Origin of the sequence: Marinobacter adhaerens HP15 (genome assembly GCF_000166295.1) — a bacterium.
In the GTDB taxonomy this organism is placed as follows: domain Bacteria; phylum Pseudomonadota; class Gammaproteobacteria; order Pseudomonadales; family Oleiphilaceae; genus Marinobacter; species Marinobacter adhaerens.
Window position 1 is genome coordinate 3,322,887 of sequence record NC_017506.1, and the last position, 13,523, is coordinate 3,336,409.

General features: G+C 60.4%; 14 protein-coding genes. 3 read left to right on the forward strand and 11 right to left on the reverse strand.

Annotated elements, in window-relative coordinates:
* Positions 1–19: 19 nt before the first annotated feature.
* Genes HP15_RS15720 through HP15_RS15730 form a run of 3 tightly spaced genes read left to right on the forward strand, consistent with a single transcriptional unit; the run spans position 20 to position 2,518 of the window.
* Complete coding sequence (locus HP15_RS15720; RefSeq protein ID WP_041645641.1) at positions 20–994, forward strand: YVTN family beta-propeller repeat protein; 975 nt, start codon at positions 20–22, stop codon at positions 992–994.
* Complete coding sequence (locus HP15_RS15725) at positions 991–1,713, forward strand: ABC transporter ATP-binding protein (RefSeq protein WP_014578380.1); 723 nt, start codon at positions 991–993, stop codon at positions 1,711–1,713. Before HP15_RS15720 ends, HP15_RS15725 begins: the two co-directional genes overlap by 4 nt.
* A gap of 1 nt (position 1,714) precedes the next feature.
* Entirely contained in the window at positions 1,715–2,518 is an 804-nt protein-coding gene (locus HP15_RS15730; protein WP_014578381.1) for an ABC transporter permease, read from the forward strand.
* Between the two features lie 30 nt (positions 2,519–2,548).
* Here the strand turns inward: HP15_RS15730 and HP15_RS15735 are convergent, their stop codons facing one another.
* The 11 genes from HP15_RS15735 to HP15_RS15785 all read right to left on the reverse strand — a co-directional run bounded on the left by HP15_RS15735 (position 2,549) and on the right by HP15_RS15785 (position 13,484).
* Positions 2,549–3,796: a hypothetical protein gene (locus tag HP15_RS15735; protein WP_014578382.1), complete on the reverse strand. Its 1,248-nt coding sequence runs from the start codon at positions 3,794–3,796 to the stop codon at positions 2,549–2,551.
* Positions 3,793–4,989, reverse strand: coding sequence for a methanobactin export MATE transporter MbnM (locus HP15_RS15740; protein ID WP_014578383.1), 1,197 nt, complete (start codon positions 4,987–4,989; stop codon positions 3,793–3,795). Before HP15_RS15740 ends, HP15_RS15735 begins: the two co-directional genes overlap by 4 nt.
* Positions 4,990–4,994: 5 nt before the next feature.
* Positions 4,995–5,948: an MbnP family copper-binding protein gene (locus tag HP15_RS15745; protein ID WP_081449846.1), complete on the reverse strand. Its 954-nt coding sequence runs from the start codon at positions 5,946–5,948 to the stop codon at positions 4,995–4,997.
* Between the two features lie 128 nt (positions 5,949–6,076).
* Positions 6,077–6,850, reverse strand: a complete 774-nt coding sequence (locus tag HP15_RS15750) for an ABC transporter permease family protein (RefSeq protein ID WP_014578385.1) — start codon at positions 6,848–6,850, stop codon at positions 6,077–6,079.
* On the reverse strand, positions 6,837–7,757 hold the full coding sequence (locus HP15_RS15755) for a metal ABC transporter solute-binding protein, Zn/Mn family (RefSeq protein WP_041645643.1): 921 nt from the start codon (positions 7,755–7,757) through the stop codon (positions 6,837–6,839). Before HP15_RS15755 ends, HP15_RS15750 begins: the two co-directional genes overlap by 14 nt.
* A gap of 1 nt (position 7,758) precedes the next feature.
* A complete protein-coding gene (locus HP15_RS15760; RefSeq protein ID WP_014578387.1) occupies positions 7,759–8,880 on the reverse strand; it encodes a membrane protein in 1,122 nt (373 codons plus the stop codon).
* A gap of 70 nt (positions 8,881–8,950) precedes the next feature.
* A complete protein-coding gene (locus tag HP15_RS15765) occupies positions 8,951–10,258 on the reverse strand; it encodes a hypothetical protein (RefSeq protein ID WP_041645645.1) in 1,308 nt (435 codons plus the stop codon).
* Positions 10,259–10,300: 42 nt separating this feature from the next.
* A complete protein-coding gene (locus HP15_RS15770; protein WP_014578389.1) occupies positions 10,301–10,936 on the reverse strand; it encodes a DUF1826 domain-containing protein in 636 nt (211 codons plus the stop codon).
* A 157-nt stretch (positions 10,937–11,093) separates the two neighbouring features.
* Entirely contained in the window at positions 11,094–11,765 is a 672-nt protein-coding gene (locus HP15_RS15775; RefSeq protein ID WP_014578390.1) for an ATP-binding cassette domain-containing protein, read from the reverse strand.
* Positions 11,758–12,534, reverse strand: coding sequence for an ABC transporter permease (locus tag HP15_RS15780; RefSeq protein ID WP_049784497.1), 777 nt, complete (start codon positions 12,532–12,534; stop codon positions 11,758–11,760). The genes HP15_RS15775 and HP15_RS15780 overlap by 8 nt, the downstream gene beginning before the upstream one ends.
* Positions 12,531–13,484, reverse strand: a complete 954-nt coding sequence (locus HP15_RS15785; RefSeq protein ID WP_014578392.1) for an ABC transporter substrate-binding protein — start codon at positions 13,482–13,484, stop codon at positions 12,531–12,533. Before HP15_RS15785 ends, HP15_RS15780 begins: the two co-directional genes overlap by 4 nt.
* Positions 13,485–13,523 lie beyond the last annotated feature (39 nt).

Genomic DNA, 13,523 nt, shown 5'->3' on the forward strand with positions numbered 1-13,523 from the left:
AACAAGAAGGAGTTACACCATGAAAACCCTGTTCAAGCGCACCGCCCTGGCCGCCATGATCGGCCTGTCGACACCGGCTCTGGCCAGCGTGGCCTATGTGTCCAACGAGAAGGACAACACCCTGTCGGTGATCGATACCGAGACCCAGGAAGTGATTGAAACCATCGACGTTGGCCAGCGGCCCCGGGGCATCCTGCTCTCCAAGGACTACACCAAGCTGTACATCTGTGCCAGCGACGACGACACCGTGCAGGTGCTGGATCTGGCCACCCGCAAGATTGTCGACACCCTGCCCTCTGGCGAGGATCCCGAGCAATTCGCGCTGCATCCGAACAACAAGCACCTGTACATCGCCAACGAGGACGACGCCATCGTGACCGTGGTGGATGTCGACAGCAAAGAGGTGCTCGCCCAGATTGATGTAGGTATCGAGCCGGAGGGCATGGCGGTGAGCCCGGATGGCAAGTGGGCCGTGAACACCTCCGAAACCACCAGCATGCTGCACTGGATCAACACAGAGACCTTCGAGATCGAGAAGAACATCGTAGTGGGTCAGCGCCCACGCCACGTGGAGTTCAGCAAGGACAGCAAGATTGCCTGGGCCTCCGCGGAAATTGGCGGCACCGTTCACATCATCGATGTCGACAACCTGGAACAGATCCACGAGATGTCCTTCAAAGTGCCCGGTGTGAACCAGGACCGGGTTCAGCCTGTGGGTATCGAACTGACGTCCGATGGCAAATACGCCTTCGTAGCGCTTGGACCCTCCAATCATGTAGCCGTTGTTGATGCCCAGACCTATGAGGTTCTGGATTACCTGCTGGTCGGCGCCCGTGTGTGGCAGCTGGATCTGGACAAGGACGAGAAGCACCTGTACACCACCAACGGGGTGTCCGGCGATATCTCTGTTATCGACGTGGAAGATCTGAAGGTCATCAAATCCATCAAGGTAGGCCGCTACCCCTGGGGTGTGGTCATCGATCCGACTTCATGACCATCGCAGCGAGCAACCTCAGCTTTCGTTACGGCGACAAGCCGGTGCTCCGGGAGGTCAGCTTTGTGCTGACCTCTGGCCGTTTTCACGCCTTGCTCGGGCCCAACGGCGCCGGCAAATCAACCCTGTTTGGTTTGCTTACCCGCCTGCTGGCCCTCCAGCAGGGGGATATTCTGCTCGCCGGGCAATCCCTGAAAAATCAGCCGGCGGAGGCCATGCATCGGATCGGCGTGGTGTTCCAGCAGAATGCCCTGGATCTGGACCTGACCGTTCGCCAGAACCTGCAATACCACGCGGCGTTACACGGGTTGTCCCGCAAGGAAGCCCGGGGGCGCGGTGACCGGGAACTGGAACGCTTCAACCTGCTGGACCGGGCCAACGATGCCGTTCGACAGCTCAACGGCGGTCACCGCCGGCGCGTGGAAATTGCCCGTGCTCTGCTGCATGAACCCTCTCTGCTGTTGCTCGACGAACCCACGGTGGGTCTGGACGTTGCAAGCCGCAAGGCGCTCAACGAGCACGTGCGTACCCTGTGCGAAGAAGACGGCCTGACCGTACTCTGGGCGACTCACCTGATCGAAGAAGTTCGCACTGACGACCGGGTGCTGATCCTGCATCAGGGCCAGTTACTGGCCGACGGCAACGGCCAGGCCATCTGCGAGGCCGAAGGCACCCGGGATCTGGCCGAAACTTTCCATTCTCTGACCGGAGCCGGCTGATATGAACGCAGCGCACTACTGGCACTGTTTTGTGGGCATCCAGACCCGGGAGTGGCTGCGGTTCTGGCAGCAGCGCACCCGCTTTGCCAGCGCCCTGGTGCGGCCACTGCTCTGGCTGGTGGTGTTCGCCGCCGGGTTCCGGGCAGTGCTGGGCATTTCCATCATCCCGCCCTACGAAACCTACATCACCTACGAGACCTACATCGCCCCGGGGCTGTGCGGCATGATCATCCTCTTCAACAGCATGCAGGGCGCTCTTTCCATGGTGTACGACCGGGAGCTGGGCAGCATGCGGGTGCTGCTGATGAGCCCCCTGCCCCGACCGTTCCTGCTGGTTACCAAACTGCTGGCGATGGGCGTGGTATCCATTGGTCAGGTCTATGTGTTCCTGTTGCTGGCGCTGCTGGTGGATGTAGAGCCACCGCTATGGGGTTACCTCGCGGTGTTGCCGGCGCTGATTCTGACCAGTCTGATGCTTGGCGCCCTGGGCCTGCTGATCGCCACCTGGATCAAGCAGCTGGAGAACTTCGCCGGGGTGATGAACTTTGTAATTTTCCCGATGTTCTTCATGTCCTCGGCGCTCTATCCCCTTTGGCGCATGAACGAGGCCAGCCCCTGGCTCTATTGGATTTGCCAGTTCAATCCGTTCACCCATGCGGTGGAGGCGATCCGGTTCTCTCTTTACCTGGAGTGGAATCCGATGGCTTACGGGATTACTGCCGGCGTGACGGTGGTGCTGGCGTTACTGGCCACGGCCGGCTTCCGGCCGCAGCGCACCCGGATTCTGGGCAGCAAGCCTGCCTAGCTGCACCGAAGACGCCTGATCCAAGCTAATTTAGTGTTGGTGGCCCCGAGTGCGACTCTGTGGCCATAGCTGGCCCTGCCAGACCACACCAAGGGCGAACCTCAGTTCATCGTCTGCCAGGGCTTCGTCCTGAATGACTTCTGCCCGAAAGGCGACATCCGGTCGCCACTGGTAACGCCAAACCGCGGTGTATCGCATCGGGTCATGGCCCGATGCATTGGCCAACCCGGAGTCCTCGGCCAAAACGGGGGCCGCGGAACCGGTCAGATGATTGTCCGTGGTCAGCATTTCCCCTCGCAGACCAAGGGTGTGCCGGCGCCACGAAACCGACGGCTGCAACCAGCCCCCCTGTTGATCGGCATCCAGACGGGCTTGCCGGCCGACGGCATCGTTAAGCGTTCCATCCATCGCAAGCTCCATCCACTCGACCTGCAAACCCAGAGACCAGTCCGTCGACAGTTCGTACTGAAGGCTGGCGTGCACACCGTAAACATCCACGTCACCGGTGAAACGGGTATCGGGGAAAGCTTCAGCCGTTGCGCCGGGCGGTGCCACCGGGGTGTGGGTATGACCTCCACCGTAGCGGTGATCAGCCCGCGCGCTGGCGTTCGCGCGATAATACCAGCCACCGGCGGTGGTGCGGATGCGACCAGCGCTCCAGGCATGCCTGGCAAACACATCCCAGGCACCGTCACCGTCTGTGTTGGCGGGAAACGCCTTACCGCGCCAGTACTCGGCGCCAGCCGACCAGCCCGCCGTTTCATGCCACCACAAGCGCACCCCCTCATCGTGAAAATCCCGCCCGAAAAACACGTCGTTCACGAGCGGCGATTCGCTCGTCAGACGGTCGCCGGCGTGGGCCGCCAACGAGGGCGAAAAGGCCGAGCTCATCCGCCCCACCTCCAGCACCCAGGGCCCCGGCTCCTCGCAGCATTGGAATCCGAGGTAGGCGTGCTGGACTTCGGCGCTGTCACCGTGTCCATCACCGCCGCCATGTGTCCCTACCTCAATCACGGCGAATGTCCGCTCATTGATTCTGGCACCAAGACCCAACAAGGCTTCGTCAACCGCCACGCCCTTTTCGTAGGGCCAGGCATGGCCGCCCATGAGCGTGCCCGGTATCTGCCAGTAGTCGTTCTGTTCCACAATGTCGTCTGATCGCCAGGTCGCCACAACGCTGGCCGAAAGCTCAACCGGGCCATCGCCGGGTATATAGTGGCCAAACGTTGGCATGGCCATGCCAAGCCCAGTCAAAAGCATAAATGTTTTTCGAATCATGGTGTTTCCTGACCGGTACTGTTCCAGGGATTGCTGAAGCGGGGATTGGTGATGAAGGATTCGTCAGTGAGCGACTCAAGGAAAGCAACGACGTCGTCGATTTCCTGCTCGCTGATTGCAAATGAGGTGATGAATCCATCCTTAAACGGATTCATTCGGCCATCACCGGGGTTGGGGCCTGTGATCAGCACCCGTCCGCCAGCGGCGTAGTTCCGGATGACTCCCTCAAGGGTCTCCACGGAGCCATCGTGATTGTAGGGCGCCGTCAGGGCGATGTTACGCAGCGTTGGGGCCCGGAATTGCCCCATGTGATCGGGATCACCCGTCACCTCATGGCGGCCGGTATTGGGTTCCGGGTAGCCGCCCATGCCATCCACGTTGTAAAGCCCGGTGTTGTGGAATATCAACTGATTGAACGTGGTCAGCCGGTCCACGGTGGCATCGGAGAAATTATAACCGGCGTGACAGTGGAAGCACTCCAGACGCTCGCTGTTGAACAGGCGCTCGCCCCGCTGTGCGGACGCGGAGAGTTCCCCCCGGTCGAACTTCGAGTCAAATGACACCAGACCACGCACGAACGAGGCGAGCGCCTTCACAACGTTGTCCCATGCGAGATCGCCAAACAGCGGGTCGTTTTGCTCTGGAAAGGCCGCCTGGAATAGCGGCCCGTAGGTCGGATCTGCCTGCAGGCTCCGTAGCACCTGTTCCGAATTCGCTTCATTCAGGCCATGCTCCACCGGATCATCGCCAAAGAGCGGTAGTAGAATCTGGCGCTCGATGGTTCCGAGGCTCGGGTTGCCCCAGGTCACCGTGGATGCCCAGGCAACATTCACGAGCGGCTGGCTGTTACGCGGATGCTGCTCACCCGTGGCGCCAAACGGTCGCGCCACGCCATCACTAAAAGCCTTGTCTTGCTGATGACAGCCAGCGCAGCTGACCGTGCTATTGGTCGAAAGCCTGCGATCATAAAACAGATGTCTACCAAGCTGGAACTTGGCCTCTGTCATCGGATTGTCTTCCGGCTCCCTCGGCAGGGGGATGGATTCCGGCAAGCCCCAGTCAAATGAGGACACCCGCGCACCCTGGTCATCCACCGTGGTGGAACTGGACTCCAGGCAACCCGACAGGAGCGCCGACACGCACAGCAGAAGCGCGGGCCAGACAGGCCCCGCGCGAAGCTTCTTAACAAACATACTGATTAGCGCTCGACAATCGAGAACACCATAGCGTTGGGGTTACCGCCGGTGTTTGGCTCGCCACCCCACGGCAGGGCAAGGCGCTCGAAGACGGCATCACACTCAGGGTCTCCTGGAAAAGACATGCAACCTGGTGCACCACCCTCGTCCAGACCAAGGTTTGATCCTGACACCAGGGCGGCGTAGTCGATCTGGATCGCCAGTTCCTCGGGATCCAACCCACCGACTGGCAGCGTTACCTGCAGCCGGTTTTCATTGGCACAGGTCTCCGGCTCAGCGCCCTGTTCGAGTTCAGACGGTGTTACTTCGCAGCCGGTACTTCCGATGTGAAGATTCCAACGGCTGGCGCCGACCGGCAATACATCAGCCGCCAGGAATTTATAACCGTTCTGCCAGTTCCAGGTCATCCCAGCGGCCTGTCCCGGACTGCGAAGCGGCTCCTCGGCACTGGTGGGGTTTGCGTGATTGAGATCGAACGGCACGCCGAGAGTGAATTGCACAGACTGGATCGTGACAGCAGGATCCAGCGTAACGGTGCCCTGAACGGCATCTTTAAAACCGGGATTGTCGTCAGTACCCGCGGTGCAAACATCCACCAGATCACCGTTGTCATTTACATCGGCCTTGTCGCGGAAGTCCAGTAGCGCGACGTTGCTATTCTGGCCTTCGGCGGAAGCATCGAGAGAAACAGGGATCACCTCGCCCTGATCGGTAACCAGCGCCAGGTCATGAATGAAGAAGCGGAAATCAGCGAAGCTGACGTCAGTACCCGAGGTGCCAAGGCCGGAAAAGGTGGTGCCACAGCTCACCGGCTCTGTGCCGACAACGGCCTTGAAGGGAAGGCTTAGCTGGGTTTCAGCAGACTGCTGGTTCGTGTCTGAAGAGGAGGAAGACCCACCACAACCCGCCAGAGCGAGAAGCCCAGAAACTACTCCCAGACCAACGCATTTATTCATAACATTCTCCGTGTTATTACGATTATTATTTCGTTCAGGGAAGTATGAGAGAGGGTTTGCCAGAAAAGTATGTGGCACAGTGTCGCACCCTATCAGCCGCGCACGTGCTACCAGCAGACGATCTGCAACTAATCGGAAAGGACCGCAGCTGAAAGACGGGCCCCAAAGCCGCAGAGCACCGAATACCAGAGCAAAGCTATGCCCAGGGTCATGACCACGATGGCTGGCCCGACCGGCACATCGAAGGCAATAGAGAGGCCAATGGCGGCCAAATGGCCAGCGACGGCACAGCAGGCAGCCAGGAACGGTGCCTTGCCAGCCAGAGTGCCAAGGATCAACGGCGTCATGATCAGGGTCGCAAACACCACGTAGATGCCCGCCAGCGAGACCGAGTAGGTCACCGCCACCGCGAACACCGGCAAAAAGGCCGCGCCTGTCATCCAGGCGGGGCGACACCATCCCAGCAACCAGACCAGAACGGTGAGCGTGGCAACGGCCAGCACCAGAGGCCAATTGGCCCAGAGCAAATCGCCCGACGCGGCTCTATGTAGTGCCTGAGCTCCATGGGGATCACCACTGACCAGAAGCACGGCCAGGCTCGCCCCAACCACGTACAGAATACCGATCCAGGCTTCCTTCGCTTCCGCCAGGCGCCTGAAGATCAGGTGCACTGCCAGGGACGCGAGAAGCGCGAACATCAGGCTGCTGACCGGTGCCCCGGCCAGCGTGTGGTTGGGCAGAAAATAGAGCCCGGCCAGGGTGCCGAGAGCCGCCCACTGGGCAATGGCCAGGTCGGCAAAGATCACGCCTCGGGCAATCACCTGGTAACCCAACGGGACCAGCAGCAGGCAGAGCATGGCACTGCCGGCTGCTGGCAAGAGCAGCCATTCATATTCCGCCATCAGAGGCTCCGGGTTCGGCCGACTCAATCTGACGGATAATCTCACTGATCAGCCCGCTCAGGGTCGCTGTAGGTGCTTCACCCGTGACGGTGCCAGGCACCACCACAACCGGCAGCCCGGTTTGCTCCGCCAGCCATTCAGCAGGCTGAGGGTCCTGATAGCTGGTAATCAGGATGGCGCTCGCCTCCAAAAGGGCCGGATCGGCCAGAAGCTGACTCAGGTGGCTGGCACTGGGGGGCAGACCCGGCTTTGGTTCCAGATCCGCTGCCGCCTCCACACCCAGCCAGCGTAACAGGTAGCTGAAGCTGGAGTGCTGAACCACCAGGGATCGCCCTTCAAGCGCCTCTGCCCTGGCGCGCCATTCGGTTCTGGCCCGATTCCAGTCACCCCGCCAGCGGATATACCGGACCTGGATCGCCGCCGCTTGCTCCGGCTCAATCTCGCCAAGGCGCTGGGCCAGGGCCCGGGCGATCTCTGGCAACTGCTCCGGGGACAGGTGCACATGGGGATTACCCTCCGGGTGGACGTCGCCCATGCTCCGATCCACGTGATCGTGGGGCGCATGCAGTTGTGCATGGTCGGCCGCAAAAAACAGTCCCGCGCGTCCGGTCTGAATGTCCGCGTTCGACGACCGTTGAAGCAACATGGGCAGCCAACCGGCTTCCAGAGAAGCGCCGGTGCAGACTGCAATATCCGCGCGCCGCACCGCCGCAATCAGGCTTGGCCGTGCCTCAATGTAATGAGGATCCTGGAGATGACTGGTCGCCGTGGTGATCTCGGCATCCGGTGCCAGCGCCCGAACCAGGGCCGCCCACTCCGGTTCACAGGCGAACACCCGAAGCTGGGCCTGAGCCGGCACGGATGCCACTATCAACATAAGTGCCGCAACCGCGTTACGAAGTGTCATATCAGTACCCATGGGCGCCGTGGGCACCAAGCGACATAATGTACTGCACCATCACGGTATTGTCGGCGTTGCTGAAGCCGGTCGCTTCCTGATGGGTGTACTGCAGCCGTACCGTGGAGAAATGGGAGCGGGACCAGGACAGCATCACGTCAGTTTCTTCCAGGGTCTGGTTGTGGAAGTGATCGCCGTGGGCTTCCTGAAGATCCACCTCACCGTAACGAACACCCGCCGACCACTGGGGTGCGAACTGGTAAACGCCGGAAACATACCAGCCTTCATTGGTATCATCAGACGCCGCAAACTGGTTCAGCTCGTCCCCGTAGAGGTATTCGCCGCTGAGCGTCAGCTGTTGTTCACGGTTGTTGCCATTGGGAGCCCACTTCCAGACCACATCGGCAATGTAAAGGTTTTCGCTGGTGTAGCCGGCACCATGACTGTGGCCGTGGTCGTGCCCTTCCTCGTGATCATGGTCGTGACTACCGTCTCCGGTATCTGCCGATTTGGCATGGCGGTTCCTAAGCCAGGAAAGCCCCAGCTGCCAGCTTTGGGACAGGCTGATATCGCCACCGAGACGGGTATTGACGGTGTAAACGCCAATGTCCTCGTCACCCTCGGTCAGCTGGTCGCCGGCAAAGGCTTCTGCGCCGACCTGCCAGAAAAAGGGTGTAGGCAACAGCACATTCAGTCGCGCACCAGTATCGTAATAGTGACTACCGAGCATCGCGCGATAAGCGGCAGGACGTTCGACGAAGTCGTCTTCATGCATGTGACGACCGTTCAGGTAGCCAACCTGCGACAGGAAACGACCGGCCCGCACGTTCAGTGCGTAAGGCAAGCCGTTCGTCTGCAGATACGCCTCTTCAATCAGCACCTCACTCTCACCGTCATGCTCTTCGAACACGGCGGTGAGTCGGCCGGAGAACAGGTCATCGATCGGGGAAGACAGGGACAGCTCTGTGTGGCCCAGGCCAAAGCCCTGTTCACGGTGGGACAGAGCGGTCTCGTTCTGTTTGTAGTATCCGTCCAGTGTCACACTGACGTCGGGATTAAGTTCGTTGGCGGTTGCGCCGCCTGCTGTCATGGCCAATGGGAGAATGGCAAAGGGTGCAAAACGTTTAAACATAGGTACTCCGGAGATAAAACAGCAGGGCGCGCCACCAGGTGTCGACGCGCCCTGCTGGATTCAAAGCAGATTAGTGTGAGTGCTCTTCTTCGTGATCGTGGTCGTGGCCTTCTTCCGCCAGACCCAGCCATGCGATTGCAGAAGCACTGAATCCAAGATCGATGGTCCGCACCACATCACCATCGGTGGCATCCACCTCATGCACAGACTGGTTGTGCAGCACGAACAGGCGTTCCTGAGCCGCAGATACGGCGACAGCGAGGGTGTCACCTTCACCCGGCGCGTCCATCAGCTCAGCCGTGGTAATCAGCGCCCAGTCGCTGGCGGGGTCGAACAGCCTCAGGTCACCATCATCGCCGAGCACATAGAAGACCTCGCCGTGGGTGGTAAAGCCCTGGGCCAGTCGGCCCACGCCTTCGCCAAGTTCCAGTTCGTGGTAAACCTCAGTGGTTGATTCCGGATGGATCACGAACAGGCGGTCACCGGCAATGCCGACCAACTCCTCAACATCGTGATTGGCAACCACGGTTCCGATGCGAGAGCCCTCCGCCAGGCCTTCGGGGTTTTCCAGTTTGGTAGCGGGGTAACCAGCTTCGTGCAGATCAATTACCAGAACGCCATCACTGCAGCCGAAGCCAAGACTATGGGCGTTGGCGGCGGCGCCATGAAGCCTCGGGCAAGCCTGGCTGTAGCGTTCTTCAAACTCGAAGTCGGAACCGTCCAGGTGGTAACGCTCGACAGCCGCCGGCAGAGTGGTGTCCGTAATCGAGCTGTCCCGATAGGTCACAAACAGGTGGCCATCGATCACCTTGGCAACACCGTGCATGTTGTTCTCCAGCGGCAGGCTGGCCACGGTGGCGCCGCTTCCCAACGTCGCATCTGAAAACACGGTCACTTTGGAGCTTGCGGCCTCACCGCCGTCGAAGAAAACGACACCTTCCGCTTCACCAGACGAGTAGTGCGTCGGTTTGTGATCGTTCAGGGTCAGGGACAGCATGCTCGGCGTCTCTGCGTAATCATGCATGTGATCGCCGTGGTCCTCGGTGTAAAGCCCACCGTCAACAAACGACACCAGATCGTCGCCCCGCTGAATGGCGACGGCATACCGGTTGCCGGGGGATGCATAGAGGCGTGGGGCCTCTCCATCCATCGCCATGGATGCGATCACTTCACTGTTGTCCAGGTCCAGAACCTTGAGCTGCGAAGCGTCGGTGTCGAACAGGGCCAGACGGCCCGCGGTGTCAATATCCGTGTGCTCATGCTCATCCCCGGAGCCGCTGCTACCGCCACAGGCCGTCAACATCGCTGCAGAGACCAGTAGTAAAGAGGTAGCCATCGGGCGCAGCCTGGAGGGGAATTGGCGGGATCGATCAGACATCAAGAACTCCTTATTTAACGTTATAACATTGCTTTTATTGCTTCAGGAAAGCCAGTCCAGTCCCAGAACCAGCCTGGGGGTATCACCCGGCGCGGGCGAGCGGTGAACAAGGCCTCGGCCTTCATTGCCAATCCAGGCTTCCCCTTTCAGGATCGCAACCGACCCGGTAGGCATGACCTGGATGCGGTGTTCCGCTAATGGCTGCTCCGGCAACGGCCCCGGGCTTTCCGGACGTAAAACATCCGATTCTGCAAGCCACTCGGTTCCACGTCCCGAATAGGTCACCAGCAATCGAGCCGGAACCCGGTCCGTGTGAAATCGGGGACACATGGTGTCAGCCAACACATGAACCCGAACCCCCACGGCGGCAGGCTCGAACAGGCATCGATACATGGCGATCAGTTCCCTGACATCCGCCAGCCACGCCCGGGCGCCGGGCAATTCCAGCGCCCAACGCGGAAGAACCTCATCAACGGGCTCGTCTTTCTCCTGCGCCACAAAGCGCTCGAAGCTGGAAACCTCTGACGCGAAATGGCGTGCAAAATCGAGACATTCAGTACGCGGCTCCCGCCGCCAGACGGCCAGATTGACCTCATCCCGGAATATCTCTGTCAGGCATTCAGGTTTGCCACCGTGAACAGCCACAGGGCCGGCAACCGAATTGGACTCTACTGTCATTAACAACCTCCCGCGCCTGCCGCATGCAGGAATGGACTTGGAAAAGGAATATTTCGAGACGGCAAATGTTATGTTATAACATTACTCAAGTAAAGGACGAAGGTTGCAGCGGATAGCGTAAAAACCAGGGGCTGTTTTTTATAGACCGGGGATTTGATCAGGACATAGTCGGATCGAGCCTGCGTAGTTTGCCGAGCAGCCCTTCGACGATGCCAGCCTCCCCAATCTGATCATCCCACTGCAGGCGCGCAGGTTTTCCGTCGAGGTACCAGAGCCGATTGGCCAATATCTCTGCATCACCACCATCGTGGGTTACACAGATCATCGCCATATCCGGTTGCGAGTCCAGGATCCCGGCGATCAAGGCTTTCAGTTCGCCGGCCATGATGGGGTCCAGCGAGGCAAACGGCTCGTCCAACAAGAGCAAGTCGGGCTTCACCGCAAGGCAGCGGGCCAGGGCGGCTCTTCGGGCCATACCGAGTGACAGTTGGTCCGGGAGATAATGGCCGTAGCCGGCCAGGCCAACCTGGCCCAGCAACGTCCCGGCCTCGTCATCGCTGGCACCAACCAGCCTGAGATTGGCCTGTAAAGTCCGCCATGGCAGCAGGCGATGCTCCTGAAACAGGTAGCCCACCCGGAGTTTGTCGCGCCCGATTACCGCGTCTTCGGGAACCGATTTGTCGAGACCGGCAATCGCGTTCAGCAGGGTGGTCTTGCCGATACCCGAGGGACCCAGCAGGCAGATCCGGTCGCCTCGCGCAATGGTTGCGAAGACCTCTCCGAGCACCGGCTGGCCGAAATCACGGCCTGCGATTCTGAGCTCAAGCATGAGCGGCCTCCGGCTGGCGCCAGCGGCTGGATCGACGCTCGAGGGGCTGCAGGATGGCCAGCTCGATCAGCTGGACGACGGCTATAAAGGCCAGGCTGTAGGCCAGAATGGCGGCCACGTCGAATACCTGAAACGCCATATGCAGCTGGAAGCCGACGCCACTGGAGCGGCCCAGCAGTTCCACTACAAGGACAATCTTCCAGATCAGGGCAAGACCACCCCGGGTGGCGGCCATGAGGTAGGGAAACAGCTGCGGCACCCACACTTCACGCAACCGTTGCCAGCGGGTGAACTCGTAAACGGTGGCCATTTCCTCAAGCCGGTAGTCGAGGCTGCGGGCGCCTTCCCGAACGGTAACGGCAACATTGGGCACTTTGTTGATCACGACCGCCATCACGGCAGCCACTTCCACCAGGCCGAACCACACGTACATAAGGATGATGGTGACCAGCGCCGGCAGGTTGAGTAACAACACCAGCAGGGGATCGAACAGGGCATTGGTGGTTTGTGACCGGCCCATCACAATGCCGATGGCGGTGCCAATCGCCATGGCCAGAACAAAGGCGACCACCACGCGGGCCAGGGTTGCCCCCAGGTGATGCCAGAGTTCGCCGGACGCTGATTCCCGAACCAGGGTATCCAGCACGCTCACCGGCGTTGGTAACAGAGGCGACTGAAGCAGCCACGCCGTCAGCGCCCAGAGCACGACAAACGAGGGCAGAACTATCCAGTAGCTCCAGAGCGGCGGGCGGCCGGGAGGGCCTTTCACGGTTGGCTCCGGTAAAACAGATTGGCGGGCATCAGGCGGTCCGGGTCGGCACCTGTGAGGGTCATCAATCGCTGCAGGTCTGCAATACGCTGTTCTGTTTGTGGCGCAGGCGTGCCGGCGACGAAGCCCTCGCGCAATGCCGTGAAGACGCCCTCTTCAGGATTACCCATCAGGGGACGCAAGCGTTGCCAGGGTGATTCACTGTCCGCCAGCTCGGCTTTGGCCTGTTGAAGGGAGGCCGCGAAACCATCTATCAACGATCCATGATCGGTCGCCCATTTCGCAGGGAAGACATAACCCAGCACCGGCAGGTTGCGATCCAGGTCCAGCTCAGTGAGCAGATCGGCCATGCTGAAGTCCGACCGCCAGCCGCCCTCACCCCGGAGACGGGCCGCGAAATGCCAGTAGGTGACGATCACGTCTACCTGTCCCCGCTTGAGAGCCTGGCTGAGCAGCGGCGGAGCAGCGAACTGGATCTCTGCGGATTCGTCCAGATTGATACCCTGCCGCTCTGCGACTTTCTGGAGCAGTATCCAGCCCTTGCTGTCCGGCCCGCCGGCTACGCCGATGCGCTTGTCCGCCAGATCCGCCACCGAGCGGATCGGGGAAGTCTCGGCGACCACGATATCGCCGATCTGGGATGAAAAAGGCACATAAAGGTAGGGCGCTCCTGCCTGAAACCTGGACTGCGCCCACAGCAGGTCGGCCACTGCGCCATTCACCGAACCGCTGGTGACCGCGAGCCTGGAGGCCGGCAGGTTGGCCACCGGTTTCAGGTCCAGCCGATAGCCATTCTCCCGATCCAGTTCCCGATGCAGGATATGGTCAAGCTCCCAGTGGGCCGTGCCGAACTGCAATACGCTGACGGACAGTACGGGCAGCTCAGAGGCTCCCTCCCCGGCCTGGGCACCACCTGCGAGGCTGAAGATAAGACACACCAGGGCGGTCACTCCCTTTTTGATCCAGCGATCGGCAAGAGAGGGTTGGGA

Excerpts from the sequence above, each read along its gene's own strand:
- HP15_RS15720 (WP_041645641.1), top strand. The coding sequence starts at position 20 with ATGAAAACCCTGTTCAAGCGCACCGCCCTGGCCGCCATGATCGGCCTG.
- HP15_RS15745 (WP_081449846.1), bottom strand. The coding sequence starts at position 5,948 with ATGAATAAATGCGTTGGTCTGGGAGTAGTTTCTGGGCTTCTCGCTCTG.
- HP15_RS15735 (WP_014578382.1), bottom strand. The coding sequence starts at position 3,796 with ATGATTCGAAAAACATTTATGCTTTTGACTGGGCTTGGCATGGCCATG.
- HP15_RS15770 (WP_014578389.1), bottom strand. The coding sequence starts at position 10,936 with ATGACAGTAGAGTCCAATTCGGTTGCCGGCCCTGTGGCTGTTCACGGT.
- HP15_RS15750 (WP_014578385.1), bottom strand. The coding sequence starts at position 6,850 with ATGGCGGAATATGAATGGCTGCTCTTGCCAGCAGCCGGCAGTGCCATG.
- HP15_RS15730 (WP_014578381.1), top strand. The coding sequence starts at position 1,715 with ATGAACGCAGCGCACTACTGGCACTGTTTTGTGGGCATCCAGACCCGG.
- HP15_RS15775 (WP_014578390.1), bottom strand. The coding sequence starts at position 11,765 with ATGCTTGAGCTCAGAATCGCAGGCCGTGATTTCGGCCAGCCGGTGCTC.
- HP15_RS15760 (WP_014578387.1), bottom strand. The coding sequence starts at position 8,880 with ATGTTTAAACGTTTTGCACCCTTTGCCATTCTCCCATTGGCCATGACA.
- HP15_RS15740 (WP_014578383.1), bottom strand. The coding sequence starts at position 4,989 with ATGTTTGTTAAGAAGCTTCGCGCGGGGCCTGTCTGGCCCGCGCTTCTG.
- HP15_RS15755 (WP_041645643.1), bottom strand. The coding sequence starts at position 7,757 with ATGACACTTCGTAACGCGGTTGCGGCACTTATGTTGATAGTGGCATCC.
- HP15_RS15765 (WP_041645645.1), bottom strand. The coding sequence starts at position 10,258 with ATGTCTGATCGATCCCGCCAATTCCCCTCCAGGCTGCGCCCGATGGCT.
- HP15_RS15725 (WP_014578380.1), top strand. The coding sequence starts at position 991 with ATGACCATCGCAGCGAGCAACCTCAGCTTTCGTTACGGCGACAAGCCG.